The organism is Pararhizobium sp. IMCC3301 (assembly GCF_030758315.1).
GTDB lineage: Bacteria > Pseudomonadota > Alphaproteobacteria > Rhizobiales.
Genome location: NZ_CP132336.1, coordinates 720,519 through 741,517 on the forward strand (window position 1 = coordinate 720,519; position 20,999 = coordinate 741,517).

17 protein-coding genes are annotated in these 20,999 nt (G+C 57.2%); 10 read left to right on the plus strand and 7 right to left on the minus strand.

Annotated features, from left to right (window positions below; all coding sequences use genetic code 11):
- Positions 1-29: 29 nt before the first annotated feature.
- From RAL88_RS03240 to RAL88_RS03260, 5 genes are all read right to left on the minus strand, one after another.
- Positions 30-1,517, minus strand: a complete 1,488-nt coding sequence (locus RAL88_RS03240; protein ID WP_306267272.1) for a sulfatase — start codon at positions 1,515-1,517, stop codon at positions 30-32.
- Between the two features lie 6 nt (positions 1,518-1,523).
- On the minus strand, positions 1,524-3,029 hold the full coding sequence (locus RAL88_RS03245) for a tripartite tricarboxylate transporter permease (RefSeq protein ID WP_306267273.1): 1,506 nt from the start codon (positions 3,027-3,029) through the stop codon (positions 1,524-1,526).
- Between the two features lie 9 nt (positions 3,030-3,038).
- Positions 3,039-3,515, minus strand: a complete 477-nt coding sequence (locus RAL88_RS03250; RefSeq protein ID WP_306267274.1) for a tripartite tricarboxylate transporter TctB family protein — start codon at positions 3,513-3,515, stop codon at positions 3,039-3,041.
- Between the two features lie 73 nt (positions 3,516-3,588).
- Entirely contained in the window at positions 3,589-4,560 is a 972-nt protein-coding gene (locus RAL88_RS03255; protein WP_306267275.1) for a tripartite tricarboxylate transporter substrate binding protein, read from the minus strand.
- A 400-nt stretch (positions 4,561-4,960) separates the two neighbouring features.
- Positions 4,961-5,869: a LysR family transcriptional regulator gene (locus RAL88_RS03260; protein WP_306267276.1), complete on the minus strand. Its 909-nt coding sequence runs from the start codon at positions 5,867-5,869 to the stop codon at positions 4,961-4,963.
- A 553-nt stretch (positions 5,870-6,422) separates the two neighbouring features.
- Between RAL88_RS03260 and RAL88_RS03270 the strand changes: the two genes are divergently transcribed.
- Together RAL88_RS03270 and RAL88_RS03275 are read left to right on the plus strand one after the other, a co-directional pair.
- Positions 6,423-6,968: a DUF1488 family protein gene (locus RAL88_RS03270; RefSeq protein ID WP_306269574.1), complete on the plus strand. Its 546-nt coding sequence runs from the start codon at positions 6,423-6,425 to the stop codon at positions 6,966-6,968.
- 67 nt (positions 6,969-7,035) lie between these two features.
- The gene (locus RAL88_RS03275; protein ID WP_306267277.1) at positions 7,036-7,386 is read left to right on the plus strand and encodes a hypothetical protein; all 351 of its coding nucleotides are present in this window, start codon (positions 7,036-7,038) and stop codon (positions 7,384-7,386) included.
- Between the two features lie 493 nt (positions 7,387-7,879).
- Here RAL88_RS03275 and RAL88_RS03280 read toward each other — a convergent pair whose 3' ends face one another.
- Both RAL88_RS03280 and RAL88_RS03285 read right to left on the minus strand, forming a co-directional pair.
- Entirely contained in the window at positions 7,880-10,924 is a 3,045-nt protein-coding gene (locus RAL88_RS03280) for an efflux RND transporter permease subunit (RefSeq protein ID WP_306267279.1), read from the minus strand.
- The gene (locus RAL88_RS03285) at positions 10,921-12,111 is read right to left on the minus strand and encodes an efflux RND transporter periplasmic adaptor subunit (RefSeq protein ID WP_306267280.1); all 1,191 of its coding nucleotides are present in this window, start codon (positions 12,109-12,111) and stop codon (positions 10,921-10,923) included. Before RAL88_RS03285 ends, RAL88_RS03280 begins: the two co-directional genes overlap by 4 nt.
- Before the next feature lie 193 nt (positions 12,112-12,304).
- Here RAL88_RS03285 and RAL88_RS03290 point away from each other — a divergent pair, with 193 nt between their 5' ends.
- From RAL88_RS03290 to RAL88_RS03325, 8 genes are all read left to right on the plus strand, one after another.
- Complete coding sequence (locus tag RAL88_RS03290; RefSeq protein WP_306267281.1) at positions 12,305-12,760, plus strand: GbsR/MarR family transcriptional regulator; 456 nt, start codon at positions 12,305-12,307, stop codon at positions 12,758-12,760.
- A gap of 152 nt (positions 12,761-12,912) precedes the next feature.
- The gene (locus RAL88_RS03295; RefSeq protein ID WP_306267282.1) at positions 12,913-13,818 is read left to right on the plus strand and encodes a LysR family transcriptional regulator; all 906 of its coding nucleotides are present in this window, start codon (positions 12,913-12,915) and stop codon (positions 13,816-13,818) included.
- A 246-nt stretch (positions 13,819-14,064) separates the two neighbouring features.
- Positions 14,065-15,420, plus strand: a complete 1,356-nt coding sequence (locus RAL88_RS03300) for an ABC transporter substrate-binding protein (protein WP_306267284.1) — start codon at positions 14,065-14,067, stop codon at positions 15,418-15,420.
- Positions 15,421-15,528: 108 nt separating this feature from the next.
- Positions 15,529-16,404 (plus strand): carbohydrate ABC transporter permease, encoded by an 876-nt coding sequence (locus RAL88_RS03305; RefSeq protein WP_306267286.1) that lies wholly within the window; start codon positions 15,529-15,531, stop codon positions 16,402-16,404.
- Positions 16,401-17,222 carry a carbohydrate ABC transporter permease gene (locus RAL88_RS03310; protein WP_306267288.1) on the plus strand — a complete coding sequence of 274 codons (822 nt, stop codon included), beginning with the start codon at positions 16,401-16,403 and terminating at the stop codon, positions 17,220-17,222. The genes RAL88_RS03305 and RAL88_RS03310 overlap by 4 nt, the downstream gene beginning before the upstream one ends.
- A gap of 9 nt (positions 17,223-17,231) precedes the next feature.
- Entirely contained in the window at positions 17,232-18,770 is a 1,539-nt protein-coding gene (locus RAL88_RS03315; RefSeq protein WP_306267290.1) for a sulfatase, read from the plus strand.
- 80 nt (positions 18,771-18,850) lie between these two features.
- Positions 18,851-19,750 (plus strand): DUF4432 family protein, encoded by a 900-nt coding sequence (locus RAL88_RS03320; protein WP_371932140.1) that lies wholly within the window; start codon positions 18,851-18,853, stop codon positions 19,748-19,750.
- Positions 19,751-19,785: 35 nt separating this feature from the next.
- Complete coding sequence (locus RAL88_RS03325; RefSeq protein ID WP_306267293.1) at positions 19,786-20,874, plus strand: ABC transporter ATP-binding protein; 1,089 nt, start codon at positions 19,786-19,788, stop codon at positions 20,872-20,874.
- Positions 20,875-20,999: the final 125 nt, after the last annotated feature.

Below are 20,999 nucleotides of genomic sequence, written 5' to 3' on the forward strand. Positions count from 1 at the left end.
CAGATTGATAGCGGGGAACACTGGTTTCGTCATTGGGGCACCGTGAGGTTAAAGCGGGCGTAAAGCTCGGGTGGTGAATCATGGGTGCACATCGTCCGCGCCATATCGGCGCAAAACCGCGCCTCGATGTCCGGGTCGCGAAACGGTGCCATCTGATCCGGGTCGGCGCCGAGATCGTAAAGCACTGTCTGCGTGTCATCGAACCCGCCGCCCTGCATCGGTGGACGCTTGGCCCCTTTGATCGCGGGGATTTTCAGCACCGGCATGCCCTGGGTGAAATCGAAACCAGCGTGCAGAGTTGCCTGGCTCAGTTCGGTCGCAGCAAAGGCCGCGCCGGAATGTTGCGGCATCAGCGTGTACTCAAAGATGGCTGTGGCCTCCATCTCCGCAGGATAGCGGAAATAGCTGTGATGCCCGTCGGTGGCGTTGAGTGCGCCGCCGAAAATACCGAAAAGCGCGATTTCACGACCTTTGGCCCCGTGCAAAAGCGACCGCCCCTGCACCGTTTGCGGCCGGTCGATGCCGAAAAGATCAAGCAGCGTCGCCATCACGTCGATGTTCTGGCTCAGTTCCGCAGAGCGTCCAGTCGCCTGCCCCGGCGCGTGGATAAACAGCGGAATGCGGGAAATTTCGGAATAGAATGGCATCCGGTTCTTGCCCCACCAGCCGTGTTCGCCCAGCATGAAGCCGTGATCGGTGGTCACGATCAGCGCCGTATCGCGCCACATGTCGCCCGCATCCATCGCATCCAGAAGCCGCCCAAGCTGGGCATCGCACATCGCCACAAGGGCTGCCTGGCTTGCCACCAGATCGGCGGTATCGTCCCCCGGTTCGTCGCGGCGGTAGCGCGGCCAGTCCCGCACCTTTTCGCCCGCTGTCGGAAAACCTGCACGGAATTCGGGCGGTGCATGGAAAGGCTCGTGCGGATCGAATACCTCGATCTGGAGGAACCAATCCTCGTTCCGGGCATGCGCCTCCAGAAACGCCAGACCGGCATCGAATGTCTTCACAGTCGGAAATTCCGGCGTCTCGCGGATACGCGTTCGGTTCATTGCGGCCTGAAGGCGGTAGCCCGAAGCGTCGGTCTCCACCTGTTCGGCGTGATACTGTGCCGCGAAGGCAGCATGCGGCGGGGCGATGCACGGCACCCAGGGATCGGCCTCCTGCCCGCGAATGAAATCCCAGCTGTCGAAAGCAGTGTGATAGGTGGCACCACCGTTTTCGAAATAGTGGTAATGATCGGTGACCAGGTGGCTGTGAACGCCCGCTTGTCGCATCAGCCCCGTGGCCGTTACATCAAAAGGTTCCAGTGGTCCCCATGAGCGGTGCAGAAAATTCAATCGCCCGGTCTGCAGATCGCGCCGCGCTGGCATACAGGGCAAAGAGCCGACGATGTGTCTGTCGAACTGGACACTGCGCGCCGCCAGACGGTCAAAATTCGGGGTTGGATGTGCCCCGCCATAGCAGGACAAGGATTTGAGGGTCAGCGAATCATATAGCAAAAGAACAGCCTTCATCGCCTGCTAGCCCTCTTCGCTTGCCCGAGCCTTGGCCTTGCGCCGCCGCTCGGAAATGATCGGCCAAACCAGCAGCGCAATGGCCATCAGCGTGAAGGCAAGCGGGAACGGCCGGGTGACGATGGGGGAAAAATCCCCGGCCGTCATCATCAGCCCGCTGCGCAGCTTTTCCTCGCCCAGCGGTGCCAGAACAAAGCCGATGACAAAGGGGCCAAGCGGGATGCTGGCCCTTTCCATCAAAAACCCGATCACCCCGAATACCAGCATCACCCAGACGTCGAACATGGTGTTGTTCAGCGCGTAGGACCCGATGACGCAGAACATCATCACGATGGGCAGAACGAAGCTTTTGGGCAGATAGATCAGGCCCGAAATGTATCGGACCGACGATGTCATCAACACAAACATCAGGATATTGGCCAACAGGGCAGCGGCAATCATGCCCCAGACAATGTCGTTGTTGGTCAGGAACAGGGTTGGGCCCGGCTGGATCGAATGAATGGTCAGCGCGCCGATCAGGATCGCATCAATGACGCTTCCCGGGATACCCATCGCGATCAGCGGGATCAGCGCGCCGCCTACCGTGGCGTTGTTGGCAGCCTCCGAAGCGATGATGCCCTCCTCCGAGCCATGCCCGAATTTCTCGGGTGTGTCGGACATGTTCTTCGCCACAGTATAGGCCACGACAGACCCGATGGACGCGCCGATGCCCGGCAGGATGCCGATCCAGGTCCCGATGAATGACGACCGGATCATGTTGCCGGCGTTGCGCCGAAGATCACGCAGCGACATCAGGACCTTGGAGGACTTCAACTCCTGCCGTTCGGGCACGCCGCCGCGATCCATACAATCCTTGATCACCTGACTTACGGCAAACGTGCCGATCAGCACCGGCAAAAGCTGCAAGCCACCGTTCAACTGGTAGAATCCGAAGGTCAGCCGCGGCATGCCGCTGGAGGGGTCCACCCCCGGCATCGACACCAGCATACCCAGAAGCCCCGCAATCAGCCCCTTGACCAGCGACCCCTCGCTGACCGACGCGATCAGCACCATGGCCATCATGATAAGCGTGAAATATTCGAACGGCCCGAACCGCGTGGCCAGGATCGACAGCGGCTGCGTGATTGTCAGCAGCACCATCCAGGACACCAGGCCGCCGACGAATGAGGCGGTGATGCCCAGACCCAGGGCGCGGCCCGGTTGTCCGGAGCGGGCCATGGGATAGCCGTCCAGTGTGGTCATCACCGACGCGGGCGTGCCCGGCATCCGCATCAGCGTCGCGGTGATCAAACCACCGGAAATGGCGCCGACATACATGGCAATCAGCAGAACGACGGCATCGAACGGGTCCATGTAAAACGTCAGCGGCAGGGTCAGCGCGATCAGCATCGCCCCTGACAGGCCCGGAATTGCGCCCACCACGATTCCCAGCGCTGTGCCAAGAAACAACATGAAGAACGTCCAAGGGGCAAAGATGTGTCCGATGGCGCCAAAAAGTGCGGGAAGATCCAATTGGCCTCCTCAGACCGGCAGGTCGACTACGAAGATTTCAGTGAATACGTACTGCGCGCCAAAGGCGGCAAGGGCCGACAGGATCGCCGCGGGCAGAATACGACGGCGGGCAAACCCCTCCAACCCGAGAATCAGCAGCAACAAATAGACAAAAGTGACGATGCCAAAGCCCGCCAGCTTGAGTTGCAGCGCGCCGACATAGGCCACGGTCAGACCCAGTACGATGGCGCCCCCGATCGGGTGGCCGCCGGAAAATTCCCGATGCGCCGTCCTGGCAATGCTGGTGCCGCGCATCGACAATGCCGCACCAACGATGACGGCCAGACAGCACAGGATCACGATGGCGGCGGTCCAGATCGGCACCGGACCCGAGCCCAGGGGTTCAAACCGCCCCGGTGGCAGGGCCAGCGCCTGGACCAGAAATACCGCCGTGATCAGCGCGATCAGCGCGGAAACGCCAATTTCGGTCAGGGGACGTCGATCCATGGGATGCGCCTTTCCAGACGGGTTGGCGCGCCCGCATCTCCGGGACGCGCCAACGTGATCCTGTTACTATGGCTCAGTTTTCGGCGGCGAGTTTTGCCACAGGCTCGATCGCGGCCCAAGTCGAGTCCAGGTCCGCCTGGAGCGCCTCGCCGGTCAGAAAGGATTCCGCAAAACCCTTATCGTTCAGGAATTTCTGAAACCGGTCGGTCTTGATTGCCACGCCGATGGCACCGGCAAAACCGTCAACAACCTCTTGCGGAGTGTCCTTGGGAGCGAAGATCCAGTTCTTGATGCAGAAGGTCATGTCAAAACCTTCTTCCTTCATCGTTGGAAGTTCGGGCAAGCCTACGAACCGTTCTGCGCCGGTATAGGCCAGCGGCTTGATTTGGCTTTCCGGATTTTCGGAACCATCCGGCAGCAGGGTGAAGTTGATGACCTCTGCCCCGGACAGAACAGTCGCATTGGTCTGCGCGCCGGTCAGGGCAGTAAAGTTGGCTGTGCCACCACCAATCTGGACAAAGCGGAACTTTGCCCCTGGCATGGTTTCCTGCATCATCACGCCGGCCAGGTGGTTGATGGCACCAATGTTGGCACCGAAGATCAACGTATCCGGATCAGCCTTGGCTTTTTCCAAAAGCTCGCCAACGCTGTTGATGCCGCTGTCCTTGCGGACCATCGGGGACAAACAAAATTCGCCCGTTGCCGCCACCGGCTTGAAGTCACGCCAGCTGAAATCCAGCGCGCCGGTACCCTCGCCGCCCATCAGCGCAATGTGGATAATCAGGAAGTTATAACCATCGGCATCTGCTTCCATCACTTGCCGCGCACCGATGGAATAGTGCCCACCAACGTTGACCACCGTCACCGGCTGCGACAGCGCGCCGGATTCCTCGATGCCAGCCTGAAGAATGCGGGCCACCTGATCCGACGTGCCCCCGGCACCAAATGGCACCACAAGCTTGATCGGCTTTTCAGGCCATTCCGCCTGGGCCATCCCCGTTCCCGCAAGCATTGCAGCGACCGCAAGTCCCAAAAATCTCTTCATCATATCCTCCAGGTTGTATTATAAGTATTTAATTATTTTATTTCGCTATTTCCTCATCAGCAGGTTATGTTAGGACTGATAATAAATCAACGGGTTTAGTAGAACAAAAACTGCGCAGCCCAACTTTGTCTTGATCACCGTCGGCCTGTGCCCCAGAATTCTGCTTGATCTGGCTGGCAGATTCGACATCGACACACCGGCGCTGAACCTGATCGCAAACACCGGCATGTATTTCCCCAACGCCCGGTCTCAGTGTCTGATCTGCAATCCCCCGGTGATTGCTGGTTGGCATTGGCGCGCCGCCGCAGCCCGTGTCGCAGAATCGCTGGCTGTATGGCCAACGCGGATTGCACTATCCCGAGCCACCTCAGGATGATCTGACAAACAGTATCGGCGCGCCCTAACCGGCATGGTCGAGCCGGGCGCTGATCACCGCTTTCACCCGTTCCAACAGACGCTCGGCTACAGGCAAAAGCGGGGCATCGGCACGCCAGACGACACCACCTTCGCGGATCGGCAGGGCGATGTTGGTGTCCACTACCTTGATCTCGGGATATGCATTGGCATGCGCGCGCGACAGAAAACCCAGTTTCTGGCTGTGGCGCAGAATATTGATCATGGCACGAACCGAGTTGGTCTCCACCGATGGTGGCGGCAGATCGACGTCGTGTTGCCCGAACAATCGGCGCAACAATTGCCGGCCAAAGGTGTCGTACCCGGTCAGAACCCAGGATTCGCTGGCAAGTTGCGCCAATGTCTTGAGACCACCGCGATGGATCGGATGATCCTTGTGCGCCAGAATATGCATGTGTTCACGTAAAAGGATGCGCGTGCGATAGCCGCCCACGAAATAGTCGTCGGTCAGAGAGGCGAAGAACAGGTCGATTTCGCCCATATCCAGCTTGCGCCGCAACTCGTCGTTCAACGCCACTGTCAGATTGACGCGGACGCCGGGATGATCCCTCTGCAAATCAGAAATGGCGACAGGCAGGATTTCGTGAATCCAGTCCGGTCCGGCCCCGATGCGCAATATGCCACCCGATCCGGTTTTCATGGCCGCAAGGTTTTCCGTCAAGCGATCGGTATTCTGTTCCAGCAATTGCGCATAGTCCAACACCAGCGCACCATAGGGTGTCAGCGCCATGGGCCGGGTGGTCCGGTCGAACAGGACGACATCAAGTTGCTTTTCCAGCTTGGCAATGGCCTGGGTCAAGGCCGGTTGCGACACGCCCAGTACGTTGGCCGCCACGGTCAGGTTTCGACTGGCACAGACAGCAACAAATTGGGGCAGACCGGTAAGATTCTTCATGATGCCAATCTGCAACGATTTTGATCGCCAGGACAACAGTTTTGAAATGGCAGGCCCTGCCGCCTCCCGGTGCCACACAGATGTAGAACGGGCCTGATACCGGCGGCGGCAGAATCATACGTTAAGCTTTTTGTCATCGATTTTTCCATCTGTATTTGCTGTCAGCCGGATATGCGCCCTCCCGGAGGCGAGATATGCGCGAGAAGCTTCGTTGGTCAGTTGAGGCCACCGTGGCGGCATATTGCTCTTTGAGCTTCCAGCCCGTTTCATTCAGCATCAACCCCTCCAGTCTATAGGATGCCACGCCGAGGGTAGCTGGGACGATCCGGGTGGCGAAGGGGCCAAACTAATCAGACACATATGTCCAAGCCTTCAACCCCGGATCGTTGCCATATTTAGCATGGACAAGGTTCATCGCCTCGCTTTGGCGCACAGTCGGCAAAAACTGCCCGTCACTGGACGCCGTATTGCCAACGTTGCCCGTGCCCCGTAATCGGGCCATGGGCTATTTGAATTGCGCCTCAATCTCCATGGCGAGCGCCCGGTTGATGGCATGTACCAGGTGCCGTTCCTTATTGAGGCGGGAGCGTTGTTGATATCTGGAAAGAGGGCCTTGTCAGAAACCGAGTGCCTGACGGCATTCGATGCCGTACGCGGCTCGATCCGCAATGTGGCGCGCACGGCCTATTCGCGTGGACGCCGAACTCTCTACACGCTGACAGCTACCGATTTCCGAACATCGCTATGCAGACTCGGCGCTGGGATTTCAAATCTGACACCGGGCGCAGACCGCACGGTGGTGAATGGATTGATCGGAGTGACACTCAGAAAATTGCGCTATCCCAAGCAAGAATCTGATGTAAATCAGCCAGCGATTCAAACATCAATTGGCCGCTTACTCTGTAAGGATTGTCCGCAAGCGCTGCACCTACGGCTCTATGCCTGGCTCAAACGGGGCCGCGTTTCGAGAGACGCAAGCGTCCGGAGAAAACGACCAGTTGATATTGGCAAGACTGCGTTTGTGTCGTGTCGGCAGGGACAGATAAGCTGTTTTGAACTCGCCACAGCTTCCAAAAGGTCATCAGCATCTCCCTCATAATTGCCTCGGCAGGCAATCCGGACTATGGTCTCCTCACCAAGTAGGGTTCATCTGGAGCTTGGATTCCATGAAGCTGAAACTGATTTCTAACCTTTCATTCGCTTTTTTGCTGGTCTTTGCCGGCAATGGCTTTGCCCAACAGAAAGATTGGAATTCCGCGAAGTCGAACACCTCAACTGCTGTGTCTAAAGTGGATGCTAGGGCCTGCGAACAAGTTGGCGGCACGGTGCAAACACAGCCTGACGGATCGCTAGTGTGCGCCAATATGGCTGAATCGCCAACAGGTAAGAAGCGGCGCATTCCGGCCCAGGGAACGACGGTTCCGTTTCCGTGTGCACCGCAAGGGTCGGGAGATCCCCTGAAGGGACTCGGCATACCGTCAGATGGCCCCAAGACGCCTTGCCCAACTCTGCAGTAGCTGACAACAACCGCCGCGAAGATGTTCGCCCTTTCGATCAATCGTGAACTGGTACCAAGCTCATTGCGCGATCCTTTTGGTCTGCCTTTTGGGTTGCCGCTTTTGCCTGTTTGAATGCAAGCGTCCGAAAAACCCGATCTGTTACGCTGCTTGGGCGGCCTAGCGCCAAGGCATGAGTTCGTTGAGAGGATTGATTTTGTGATCAGCTTTCTGGGCGAGAACGGACGCTTACCAAAAAACCGAAATTGGTTTGGTTCAATATCGGATCTGCGGGACTTCGCCGACATTTGCGGATCCTCAGCATTTCCCTTCCCCCACAAGATGTGTACCACGACGAAATTCTCGGAATTGCATGCATCGGCCGAACCATGTCGTAAATGATAAGAAGTCAGCCGGATTCTGGAAATAGGATCAAAGGCCGAACCGGCCGCCGAGATATGCCTTAGGTCTGATGGCGCGGCCCACACAAAATAGCTGTCAACGCCAGCCCGTCTCACCGGGCAGGCTGGTTGGCGCCAAGAACTGTCACCAGCCCGCGGCGCAGCCGGGTTTTCAGACCGTTGATGACACTGAACACCGAAGGCACGAACAGCAGCGACAGGACCGTTGATAACAGCAGGCCGCCAATAACGGCGACTGCCATCGGCGCGCGGAATTCGCCGCCCGTTCCAATGGCCAGGGCGCTGGGCACCATGCCGGCTGTCATCGCAATTGTGGTCATGACAATCGGCCGGGCGCGTTTGTGCCCGGCGTCCAGCATCGCCGTGTCGCGTTCGACGCCCTTGTTCATGGCTTCCAGGGCGAATTCGACCAGCATAATTGCATTTTTGGTGACAATACCCATCAGCATCAGGAAGCCGATGACGACAGACAGGCCGATTGCCGAACCGTTGAGGTACAGCGCGAAAATCGCACCGCCAATCGCCAGCGGCAGCGACAGCAAAATGGTGACCGGCGTCATGAAGCTGGAGAACAGCAGAACCAGCACCACATAGACCAGCAGAATGCCGGCCCCCATGGCCAGGCCGAACTGGGTAAAGATTTCGCCCATCACCTCAGCATCACCTGCGCTCTGGATGGATGTTCCAGGCGGCATGTTATTGGCGATTTCCAGTTTGTTGATGGCTTCCGTGGCTGGCCCCAGTAACACTCCCCCGGCGAGGTCGGCCTCGACCGTGGTACGATAGCGCCGGTCATAGCGCTCGATTGAGCTGGGTCCGGTTGACAGTTTCACATCGGCGACAACGCCAAGCGGAACGGGTTTTCCCTTGGTGCTTGGAATGCGTTGTCCGGCCATCTGAAACAAATCGTTGCGCACCTCTTCTTCCATCCGCACAATGATCGGCAATTGTCGCTCGCCGGTGTTGAATTTGGCCAGATTTCCGCCGGTATCACCAATCGTCGCAATGCGGATGGTGCTCGCCAGGGCTGACGCCGTCACGCCCAGTTCCGCTGCCAGTTCGGGCTTCGGCGTAATCTGGATTTCAGGCCGCACCAGCGACGCGGTGGTCGAGGCATTTTCAACCGATGGCAGATTATTCATCTGCACCGCCAGTTTCCGGGCGGCCTCTGCGGCAGCCTCTTCGCTGTCACCCAGCACGCTGATTGAAATGTCGCGCGCGCCATTTTCATTCAGCACTTTCAGCCGCACGTCAGGCACATCGGCCAGCGCCGCCTCAATATCGGCGGTGATCTCATCCGAGCTGCGCGCGCGCTCATCTTTTTGGCCGTAATTGACGACAATGGTGGCTTTGGTGTCTCCTTGGCTGCCATCGACAAAAACATTCCGGACGTCCGGGATTTTTGCCACCAAAGCGGACACATCCCGTGCCGCAACACGGGTTTCGCTCAAGGTTGAACCGGGCGGTAATTCCAGCGAGACGCTGGTACGTCCGGTGTCGGAGGCGGGAACAAACTCGGTCGGCAACAAAGTGGCGGAAAACAGCGAGGCTGCGAAAATCAGGATACCAAGGAAAAGCGTAATGGCGCGGTGGCGCAGGGTCCAGGCCAGCACCCGCATATAGCGGCGCATGATGAAACCGTCGCTCTCCTGCTCCGGCTCAATGCCGTCTTTAAGGAAATATGCCGCCATCATCGGGGTGATCAGACGCGCCACCAGCAGCGAGAACAGAACAGCCACTGCAACGGTGAGACCGAATTGTTTAAAATACTGACCGGCAATCCCGCTCATGAAGCTGACCGGCGCAAACACGGCGACAATGGTGAAGCTGATGGCAATCACGGTCATGCCGATTTCATCGGCCGCCTCTTCCGAGGCCTCATAGGCCGGTTTGCCCATCTGAATGTGACGCACAATGTTTTCGATTTCCACAATCGCATCATCCACCAGTATGCCGGTGACGAGTGTGATGCCCAGCAGGCTGACCGTGTTAAGCGAGAAGCCCAGCCAGTCCATGACGATGAAAGTAGGAATTACCGAGAGCGGCAAGGCAACTGCAGTGATGATGGTGGCGCGCCAATTGCGCAGGAACAAAAACACCACAATGATTGCCAGTGCCGCACCCTCATAAAGGGTTGTCATGGCGCTGGTATAATTTCCTCCGGTGTAGATCGTTGCATCATCGATCAGTGTAAAACTGACATTGGGATAGACTTCAATGATCTGCTCCAGGCGCTGCTTTGCGTTGTCGCCGGCCACAAGGTCACTGGCGCCGGTTGCGCGAAACACGCCAAAGGCGACAACCGGCTGGCCATCGGAAAGCGCAAACGAACTGGCCGCGGTCGAGCCATCAAAAACCTTGCCGATCTGGTCAAGGCGGACGGTGGTGCCGGAACTCAGCGTAAGCGGTGTCGCCGCCAATTGCTCGATCGTGTCGGCACCGCCAAGCGCCCTGATGCTATATTCCTGACCGGCGAGGTTGCCGCTGCCGCCGCCAAGATCAATATTGATCTGGCGCAGCTGATTATTCACCTCCGCTGCAGTCAGCCCAAGGGCGAGAAGACGATCAGGATCAAGATCCACCTGGATCGCCCGGTCACCACCGCCGATCCGCGAGACTTTCCCCACACCTGAAACTGTGGTCAGTTCGCGGGCGACAATCTCATCGACAAAATAGGACAGTTCCTCAATTGAAGTGGTGGGATCGGACACCGCATAGGTGAGGATCGGCATTCCAGTCACATCGAGACGCTTGATCAACGGTTCGGTTATGTTTTCCGGAAGATCGCCGCGCACATTGGCGACTGCGTCCTTGATATCATTCAACGCTTGGGTGCTGTCAGTCTCCAGGGCAAATTCTATCGTGATACTGGCAGATCCGTCAGTTGCATTTGTGGTGACATGCTTGACACCGGCCACATCAGATACCGCGCTTTCAATCGGCTTTGCCAGTTGCGAGGCAATTTCCGACGGTGCTGCGCCGGGCTGGCCGATGCCGATGGTGATGATCGGAATATCAATATTGGGGAACTGGGTGACAGGCAGCCGGCCAAAGCTGACAAGCCCGACAATGACCAGCACCAGAAACAGCGCAATCGATGGAACCGGCTTGTGGATGGCCCAGGCTGACAGGTTCATCGGGCTGCTTCCGCATTTGCGGCATCTTCGGCAAAGACCGGTTTGATGACGTCGCCATCGGTAAAGAACGCCCCTGCCCTGGCAATCACAAGCTCGTCCGGTTGCAGACCACTGATGATTTCGCGTCTGTTTTCCCAGATCAGACCGGCGACAACAGGGGTTTTACTGACCGTGTCGTTCTTGACCGCAAGCACATAAGTGCCGGACTTGTCGGTCAGAATCGCAGTCGCCGGCACGGTTGCAGAGATGCGCTGCGCCGTCACAATCCAGCCGCCGGCAAAAAGACCGGTGCGAAGACCGGGTGCCTCGGTCATCTCAATTCTTATGGTTCCCAGCCGTGTTGCCGGATCAACCGTCGGTGAAATGCGTCTGATTATTCCACGCACCGAACCGGCACCTGCTATATCCAATTCTGCCGCATCACCGGTTTCAATCTGGCCGAGCGCGGTTTCAATCACTTCCGCTTCAACTTCAACAATGCCGTCGCGGATAATTTTGTAGATCGGTTCGCCGCTGGATGATGCAATTGCGCCAATCTGTCCGTTGCGTTCGGAGACCAGACCGTCTGTCGGAGCTGCGATTTCGGCACGCGACAGATTGAGGTTCGCAATATCCAGTTGCGCCTGCGCCTGTTGGCGTTGCGCCATCGCCACCGCCAGCCCGCCCTGTGCTGAAGACAATTGAGCATCGGCCGTTTGTGCCGCCGCCAGGGCCTGATCCAGTGCCGCCTGACTGGTGCTGCCGGACTTGCGCAATTGTTGCGCCCTGTCGAGCGCAGCATCGGCCTGCACTTTTGACGCCTGAGCTGTATCAATTCCGCTTCTGGCCTGTTCGATCGCGGCTTCTGCCCTTGTCAATTCCGCCGCGGCCTGGGCGACCTGAACTGTAAGAGTACTGTTCGACAGCACGACCAGACTGTCCCCTGTCCTGACGCTATCACCGACTTCGACAGTCAGAGATTCGATAAGAAATCCGTTGATTTCCGGATAAATCAGAACCTCTTCGCGCGCGACGCTTGTTCCGGAAATCGGCACCCGTCCGATGATTTCTCCCAGTTCCACCCTGGCAACTGTGACAGTTGAGATTTTTTGCGAGCTTGCCTGCTGGGAAAATGCCGGCGTGCCGAAAACACCAAATGCGCCGCAAAGCGTCAGCACGGCGGCACAGGCGCATAATTGATGTCTCATGACCAAAGCTTTCACTATTTTGCCGAAAGGGACCGCCAATAGGGTGTCCCGGACTGAATTGGTAGCAGATATCAGTGTTCAGTCATAATTGAACGCTCTATACAAAACCGGAAAACCAGCGTCAATCATTTTATTCAGTATTGACTGAATGAACTGCTCACGCTAAATGAAGTTGGTTGTTTGGAGTGAAGTCATGTCGCGCGAGTTTGCCAAAATCAGAGAACAATTCATCGAGCAAATCGGTCTGGTGGCCCAGGGCGAAGGTATGCCCCGCATTGCAGGGCGCTTGATGGGACTGATGGTGTTTGACGGTAAGCCACGTTCATTCGGTGAATTGGCCAGAGAACTCAATGTCAGCCGCGGCAGCATCAGCACCAATGCCCGGATGCTGGAGGAACGGGGTTTTATCGAACGGCTCGGAATTGCCGGCGACCGTCAGGATTATTTCCAGCTCGCCGAAAACCCATATGAAATGCTCTTGAAAAATGCGGCCGCACGGGCGCGCAAAGCCGAGGCTCTGATTGGCCGGACTGCCGATGCCCTTGCCGCAGAGCAGACGGACATCACTGCGCGCATTGATGAGTTTCAGAATTTCTACAAAACGATTGCCGCCAGTATTGACGAGGCAGCAAACTCCTTTCGCAAATAGCTTCAGCTCAAGCCAGGCACAGGCGGTTCCGGGGCAACCCGGCGGGCGCGTAGTCGGAGCCCGGACAAGTCCTATGATCAATCCCAATTGACGTTGCGATAGCCTGAAGCTATCACACTGCACGGCATTTTGCACTTCGGAGGACCGCTCGGTTGGATCTGCGTCAAATCAGTTATTTTCTCCGCGTTGTTGAAGAGGGCAACGTCACACGGGCGGCCGAGAAGCTGAACATTGCCCAGCCGACCTTGTCGAAAAGCATCAAATATCTTGAACGGCAGCTGGATGTGCAGTTGTTTGAACGCCTGCCGCGCGGCGTTAAACTGACCATATATGGCGAAAAACTGCTGGAGCATGCCAGACATGTCGAAGTTCAGGTCACAACGGCTGTCGATGATCTGAAAGGCATCCGCAGCGGCAATGTCGGCAATGTGCGGATCGGGGCCGGTCCGTCCTGGTTGCGCCGCCTGCTGCCCGAGGCCATCGCTCTTGTCTTGCGGGAACGGCCAGACATCACGATCAACGTCAGCGGAGGGTTTGACGAGGCCCTGCTAAAGGCATTGTCGGCCGGACATCTGGACTTTGTCCTTGCCGAATTGCCCTTGCGCGGGCCGGAGCCTGAATTCCGTGCCGAGCAGTTGACCGAAGACCGGCTGTGTATCTGTGCCCGTGCCGGCCATGCGCTGCAGGACCGCAAAAACATAACCCTGACAGAACTTCAGGACTATCAGTGGGTGCTGCCCCCGGCTCCAACCCTGGCGCGCAAGAAGCTAGACGCCTTTCTTCTGACTCACGGGCTGAAACTGCCAAAGCGCGTGACAGTGTCGGATTCGCTGGGCTTCATGTTGTCGCTGATCCGCCGCTCCGACGCCATCACCTATACCACCATGTCGATCCTCACATCCGAGGATGGCCAGGGCATCGTCCTGCTGGATGTCCCGGCCGTCGAAGTGGTCAGAGGCGCCGGGCTGATTTTCAGAAAACCCATCCTCGTCTCACCAGCCGTCAATTTTGTTGCCGATGTGGTGCGGCGTATCGCTGCCGAAAATCCGAAAAACTGAGCTGAAGGGGTTTCCGGGTGAACCTTTTGAGCGGAATTGCTCCCAACCGCCCGGTCCGCAATCTCTGCGATAAAAGTCCGACCCTATCAACCACACCCTGAAACATAGCCAAGAGCTATGGCAGACCGAATTATAATCATTTGTGGAATTGTTAATTCGATGGTTTCCTAGTTTTGTCACCGCGTGTTTTCCCTCGAGACCAACCTCGATGCAAAGCACTGTGGTTTAATTGGGAGGAAAAACCGAATGATTTACCGCCAGTTCTGGCGTGCTGCGACACGTCGTGCTTTCATGGCAACCGCCTTGTCGGCTGTGGCCCTGACAAGCTTTGGCGCCGGCCCTGCCCGCGCCGCAGAAGCGCCCATCACAATCGTCATCAATCAATCGCCCTGGTTCCCCGGGTTTCAGGCCGTCGTCGAAAAATACGTCGAAGAGACCGGCAACAAGGTCGAACTCGACATCAATCCGTTTGCCGGCAGTCTGGAAAAGCAGCGCACCGCTGTGCGTGCCGATGAAAGCCCATTTGACATTCTCATCATGAATGCCGGATTTTTCGTCGAATTCTACACCGGCGGCTTTATGCAGCCGCTCAACGAAATCGACAGCTCGTTCTCACTGAGCCCGGACATTTATACGTTTGATGATTCCCCGTATTGGAATTCCGACACGAAACGCATTGACCGTGAGAATGGTGATCTTCTCAGCATACCGATCAATCCCTTCATTCCAATTCTCCACTACCGCGCCGATCTCTACAAGGAAAAGGGACTGAGCGTTCCGGAAACCTGGGATGAATTGTATGCAAATGCCCAGGCATTGCACAATCCGCCCAAAATCTATGGCATGTCACAGCGCGGCCAGCGCGGTGCTTTCGATGTCACCTTTGACGTGTTTCCCTATATTCTGAGCCATGGCGGCGGTGTATTCGCCAGTCAGAAAACCGGTGATTATACCATCACAATCAACAGCCCGGGAACGCTGGCCGGCATGGAGATGTATCTCAAGATTGCCAAAAATGCCGGACATCCTTCAACGGCAGGTCAGACCCAGACCAATGTCATCCAAAACATGTCAACCGGACGAGCCGGCCACATCATGGGTGTCCCCGCACCGGCCCTGTTTGACGATCCGTCCAAATCGGCGGTTGTCGGCAATGTCGATTATACAGCTCCGCCACGGACTGAAGATTATCCATCGTCCCCCGGTCTGGGCCACTGGCTTGGCGGGATTCCGAAGAACATCCCCGATGACCGCAAGCAGGCCGCGCTGGCCTTCCTGGGCTGGTTCCAGACTGACGAGGCTCAGATCGCCTATGCAGAAGCTGGCTCACCGCCCGTTTCCAAAAAGGTCATGACCTCGGCGATGGCTGACAAGCCGGAATACCGCTACATGAAGGCTCTGGCTGCTGCGCTCCCCACGGCACAGCTGACCTTTGTCATCCCGGAAGCCTCTCAGGTTCTGGCGGTCACCGAATTGCGCTTCAATCAGGCAATTTCCGGCGAGTTGGAACTGAAAGAAGCACTCAACATGGCGGCAGCTGAAATCCACAAAATCATGACGGATTCAGGCTACGATGCGCCCGTCCTTGAGGATCTCAAATAGGACCAATCTCCGAGGTTCTGTGGTCGCCTCCCCCCGAGCCGACCACGAAGGGCCGCCCGGCGCATTGCCGGGCGGTGACCCGCAGTTGAGATGGAAAGCCGAGCTATGATGTCAACGGACAAATTCTGGCGTTATGCGACCCTGTCTCCGGCCGTTATCCTGTTCCTGTTATTGACCGTTCTGCCGATGATCAATCTGCTGGTGTTGAGCTTCAACGAAGTGGAATGGGTCAACCGTGAAGCAATCTGGGAATGGGTCGGGCTGCGCAATTACCGCAAGCTGTTTGACGACACCCTGTTTCATGCCGGCATCTGGAACACCACCATTTTCGCGATTGTCGCCGTCGGCATTCAGATGCTTCTGGGGTTCGGCCTGGCGCTGCTGACAACATCTATCACCCGCGGCCGGCTGTTTTACCGCACAATATTCATCCTGCCAATCCTGGTACCCGGCATCATCATCGGTGCAATCTGGAAATTGCTCTACAGTTTCGATTTCGGCGTGTTCAATCAGGTGATGATTTTCTTTGGAGTCAACCCGGTGGACTGGCTTGGCGATTCCACCTATGCGCTGGCGTCCGTGATTGTTGTCGATATCTGGCACTGGACACCGTTCTGTTTTCTGTTGTTGCTGGCCGGTCTGGAAAGCCTGCCGGAGGATATCTACGAAGCCGCGAAAATCGACGGAGCAAGCGCCTGGCAGACTTTGCGCAGCATCACGCTGCCGCTGATGTTCCCGACCATTGTGGTGACGTTCATCTTCAGAATGATCCTCGCCTTCAAAGTGTTCGATGAAGTCTACCTTCTCACCGGCGGCGGCCCCGGCACTTCGACAGAAGTGATCAGTTTCACGATCTACCGGCGTTTCTTCACCGAAGATCAGGCAGGTTATGGTTCGGCGGTCTCTATAGCCACCTTTACCGTCATTGCCCTGTTGATTGCCATTGCCTCCCGGCTGGCGCGAAAGAAGGGAGAAGCGGCATGAGTAACCGGCGGACCATCGCCAGCCACACGCTGCTGATCCTGTTTTCGATCATCGTCCTGTTTCCGTTTTTGTGGATCGTGGCGGCAAGCCTGAAAACACAGATCGATCTGCTGCTCGGCAAATTCTTCTTCGTCCCCAATCTGCAGGGTTACATCGATGTGCTGTTTTCCGGGACGTCCGATTTTATCCGCAATTTCAAGAATTCGTTGATCATCGGGCTGAGCAGCACTGCTCTTGTGCTCACCATTGCCACTCTGGCGGCCTATTCACTGTATCGGATGCGCTGGCCGTCCTGGGTCATTCACACCCTGCTCGGCTGGTCGGTGGTGTTTCATATGGTGCCGCCGATCACTCTGGCCGGTGCCTGGTTCACAATGTTCCGTACAGTCGGCCTCGATAATACCCTGTTTGGCATCATCCTGGCTCACACAACACTCAATCTGCCGATGGCCTTGTGGATGATGGGCGTGTTCGTGCGGGATGTGCCCAGAGAAATGGTTGAAGCTGCCGAGATTGACGGCGCCACCACGCCGGAAATTCTGCGCTTTGTCATCATTCCGATTGTGCGTCCCGGCCTCGCCGCCACAGGTATTCTGAGTTTCATTTTCAGCTGGAACGAATTTGCGGTGGCGCTCAGCCTGACACAGCGTCAGACCGCGACAGTGCCGCTCGGCATCGGCAAATACGCCCAGGAAAATACCATTGCCTTCACAGAAATGGCCGCCGCATCAACCCTGTCGATCATTCCGGCGGTGGTTCTGCTGCTGGTGGCCCAGCGCTTCATCGTACGCGGCCTGACATCCGGCGCAGTCAAATAGGAAACAATCATGAAAACCGTCTTTGTTCTGTTCGACAGTCTGAACCGGCACCTGCTCTCGCCCTATGGCGGCACCCGCATTCCAACGCCGAATTTCGACAGGCTTGCCAAACGCTCGGTGACATTCGACAAGCACTATGTCGGCTCCATGCCCTGCATGCCGGCGCGCCGCGACATGCTGACGGGCCGCCTCAGCTTTCTGCATCGCAGCTGGGGGCCGATGGAACCGTTCGACAATGCCTTCCCGGAAATTCTGGCCGCTGAGAAAGACACGTATAGCCATCTGATCACCGATCATTTCCACTATTGGGAAGATGGTGGCGCGACCTATCACAACCGCTATGACAGCTATGAATTCATTCGCGGTCAGGAAGGCGATCCGTGGAAGGCCATGGTGCAACCGCATTGGGAGCGGCTGCGCGAGAAATATCACGACCACAATTTTTCAAAACAGCGCCGCAACTACAAATCCCAGAACATGATCAACCGCGAATTCATCCGCGAAGAGGCAGAGTTTCCCTCGGTCCAGGTGTTTGATGCGGGGCTCGCTTTTCTGCAGCAGAACGCCGAGGCCGATAACTGGCTCGTCCAGATTGAAACATTCGACCCCCACGAACCGTTCTACGCCCCTGCCCGCTTCAGGGAAAACTTCAAAACCGATTATGAAGGCCCGATTCTGGATTGGCCGCGCTATGGCCGGGTCGATGACCTGCCCGAGGAATGCGAAGAATTGCGCGCCAATTACTATGCCACGGTGGCGCTCTGCGATCATCAGCTCGGCCGCCTGCTGGATGAATTCGACGCCAAGAACCTGTGGGAGGATACTGCACTTGTGGTCACCACTGACCACGGATTTCTGCTCGGGGAACATGATTTCTGGGCCAAGAACCGCATGAACATCTATGAGGAAATTGCCCATATCCCGCTATTTGTGCATGATCCGCGGCGCGCTGACAAAGCCGGCTCGCGCTGCGACGCGCTGACCCAGACATCTGATATGGCGGCCACATTCATTGATCTGCATGGCGCAACCGAGCCTGCCGAGATGCAGTCCAATTCCCTGCTGCCGCTGATCGACGGATCACCCTCAAAGCGCGAGGCGGTGCTGTATGGCTATTTCGGCGGTGCAGTCAATATCACCGACGGACACCACACCTATCATCGCTATCCGCCGGATCTGGCAACCCAGGAGATCAATCAATATACGCTGATGCCGACCCATATCTTTGATTTCTTCTCCCCGGAGGAACTGGCACAAGCGCAACTTGAACCGGCCATGGCATTCACCAAAGGTTCGCCTTTGTTGAAAGTTCCGGTCACGGCACGCTCGCCGATGTATGAGGTCTACGGGCCCGGAACACTACTCGAGGACACGACAGTGTTGTTTGATCTGCAAAACGATCCGGGCCAGAACAACCCGATCGACGATCCGGCTATCGAGACCCGCCTGGCGGAAATGATGTCCCGTCTGATGGCAGGTGTCGATGCACCGGCCGAAGCATTTGACCGGCTTGGCCTGACAAATTCAGGTGCTGCGGCAACACCGTGACCCTTCATCAATTACCCGCCAGGGATCAACTTAAATCCTATACCGGCGATTTGCGCCAGTTCGCATCCGTGCGCAAGATCGTGCTGGATGACGGGCCGGAAACCGGTCTGAGGGCGATGGCATTTTCCACCGGTGGCGGTCTCGATTTCTGGGTTCTCAGTGATCGCTCACTGGATATCGGACCGCTATGGTGGCGTGGCATGGCTGCCGCCTGGCAGCACCCCAGCGGCTATCTGGCACCGGCGCTGCATCACCCCAATGCCGATCAGGGAACCGGAATCGAGCGCGCCCTGTCTGGCTTTATGGTGAGTTGCGGGGCTGAACATATGCGCCAGCCGGCAAACGGCCATCCTTTGCATGGCAACCTGCCGCTGACACCGGCCCGCATCACCAGCTATGGCGAGAATTGGGACGCCGCGGTGCCGCATCTGTTCTGCGAAGGAGAGGTGACAGTATCGCATCTTTCAAAATCGTCTTATCGCCTGACCCGCAGAATTGAGGCGCCGGTTGGCGGGGCCACGTTTCGCATTCTTGACCGGATCGAAAATATCGGGCTGCGACCGCAGGAACTGGCAATGCTTTACCACATCAATTTCGGCTTTCCTGCTGTTGGCCAGAACACTTCTGTTGAAATTGATGACATTGAGGTGCTGACTGTTGGCCTGCCTGATAAAACCGCCACCGAGCTGAAACCGCGTTTTGCCTGCCATGCCGTGGCCGGACCGGACACGGCCAGAACCATTCTCAAACGTCGCAGTAACGGACACTGGCCCGGCTTTCAGGCCGAAATCACAACGCAGACCGACCGGCTTCCCTATGTGCAGATCTGGGCTGATCCCCGGCCAGGGCGTAACATCGTGGCAATTGAACCGGCGACCAGTGACCGCCAGGATGACGGCACCAGCAAATCCGGCGATTTGCTGCATCCCGGACAGATCTGGACGTCACAACTTGATTTTGAATTTTCCTCGCCTGACTGACCCGTCAGCCGAGATGGCCAGAAGTGGAGATCGTGATGGCAAATGTAGCTCTTGAACATGTGAAAAAGGCGTTCGGACCGGTAACGATCATTCCTGACATTTCGCTGCAGATCGATGATGGCGAATTTGTCGTGCTGGTCGGTCCCTCAGGATGTGGAAAATCAACACTGCTGCGCATGATCGCGGGGCTGGAACCGATCAGCGGCGGCGACATTTCAATCGACGACAGAATCGTCAACGACACGCCGGCACGGGATCGCGGCATCTCCATGGTGTTTCAGTCCTATGCGCTGTATCCGCATATGACCTCGGCGCAGAATATGAGTTTTTCGTTGCGCCTGCGCGGTGAAACCGACAGCGAGCAGAAAACCAAGGTGGAACGCGCTTCCGACATTCTCGGCCTGTCGCCCTATCTCGACCGGTTTCCCAAGCAACTGTCCGGCGGCCAGCGTCAGCGTGTGGCGATGGGCCGGGCCATTGTCCGCAAGCCGGAAGTGTTTTTGTTCGACGAACCACTGTCAAACCTTGACGCCAAGCTGCGTGTCAAAATGCGTGCGGAAATCAAGGAACTGCATCAGCGCCTGAAAACCACCATTGTCTATGTCACCCACGACCAGATCGAAGCCATGACCATGGCCGACCGTATTGTCGTGCTGAAGGACGGTCATATCGAACAGGTCGGCGCACCGCTCGATCTGTATGATAATCCGGTCAACAAATTCGTCGGCTCCTTTCTCGGATCACCGGCGATGAATTTCCTCGACGCTGAAATGCCAGCCAGCGCCGGTCAGCCTGTCCGGTTCGAAGATGGCGACACCCTGCAGCTCGACGCATTGTCGTGCTATCACGCCACCGGCCCGGTTCAACTCGGTATCCGGCCGGAAAGCTTCACTTTGCAATCGGAGGCCTCGGGCGACAGCATTCACGCCGAAGTGGTGGTCGTCGAACCCACCGGCTCGCAGACCGAGCTGGTGCTGCGCAAGGGCAAACACGAGCTCACCGCAACCTTCCAGAAGCGCCTCAGTGTCCGGCCCGGCGAAACTGTCCACCTGAAACCCGGCACCGAGCATCTGCACCTGTTCGATCAAACCACCGGCCTGCGGCTTCTAGCAGACGCTGCATGAAGCGCAGGCAGATGGAGTGATCGTAGCGCAGAAAACTGATCGGCTCCGTGACTGAATCGTTGCTGCGGAGCTTTGTGCGGACCTTCATCGGAAAAGTTAGAGCGTCAGCTCTATTGAAGGTGCGT

Excerpts from the sequence above, each read along its gene's own strand:
- RAL88_RS03240 (WP_306267272.1), bottom strand. The coding sequence starts at position 1,517 with ATGAAGGCTGTTCTTTTGCTATATGATTCGCTGACCCTCAAATCCTTG.
- RAL88_RS03250 (WP_306267274.1), bottom strand. The coding sequence starts at position 3,515 with ATGGATCGACGTCCCCTGACCGAAATTGGCGTTTCCGCGCTGATCGCG.
- RAL88_RS03255 (WP_306267275.1), bottom strand. The coding sequence starts at position 4,560 with ATGAAGAGATTTTTGGGACTTGCGGTCGCTGCAATGCTTGCGGGAACG.
- RAL88_RS03260 (WP_306267276.1), bottom strand. The coding sequence starts at position 5,869 with ATGAAGAATCTTACCGGTCTGCCCCAATTTGTTGCTGTCTGTGCCAGT.
- RAL88_RS03270 (WP_306269574.1), top strand. The coding sequence starts at position 6,423 with ATGTACCAGGTGCCGTTCCTTATTGAGGCGGGAGCGTTGTTGATATCT.
- RAL88_RS03275 (WP_306267277.1), top strand. The coding sequence starts at position 7,036 with ATGAAGCTGAAACTGATTTCTAACCTTTCATTCGCTTTTTTGCTGGTC.
- RAL88_RS03280 (WP_306267279.1), bottom strand. The coding sequence starts at position 10,924 with ATGAACCTGTCAGCCTGGGCCATCCACAAGCCGGTTCCATCGATTGCG.
- RAL88_RS03285 (WP_306267280.1), bottom strand. The coding sequence starts at position 12,111 with ATGAGACATCAATTATGCGCCTGTGCCGCCGTGCTGACGCTTTGCGGC.
- RAL88_RS03290 (WP_306267281.1), top strand. The coding sequence starts at position 12,305 with ATGTCGCGCGAGTTTGCCAAAATCAGAGAACAATTCATCGAGCAAATC.
- RAL88_RS03300 (WP_306267284.1), top strand. The coding sequence starts at position 14,065 with ATGATTTACCGCCAGTTCTGGCGTGCTGCGACACGTCGTGCTTTCATG.
- RAL88_RS03305 (WP_306267286.1), top strand. The coding sequence starts at position 15,529 with ATGTCAACGGACAAATTCTGGCGTTATGCGACCCTGTCTCCGGCCGTT.
- RAL88_RS03310 (WP_306267288.1), top strand. The coding sequence starts at position 16,401 with ATGAGTAACCGGCGGACCATCGCCAGCCACACGCTGCTGATCCTGTTT.
- RAL88_RS03315 (WP_306267290.1), top strand. The coding sequence starts at position 17,232 with ATGAAAACCGTCTTTGTTCTGTTCGACAGTCTGAACCGGCACCTGCTC.
- RAL88_RS03325 (WP_306267293.1), top strand. The coding sequence starts at position 19,786 with ATGGCAAATGTAGCTCTTGAACATGTGAAAAAGGCGTTCGGACCGGTA.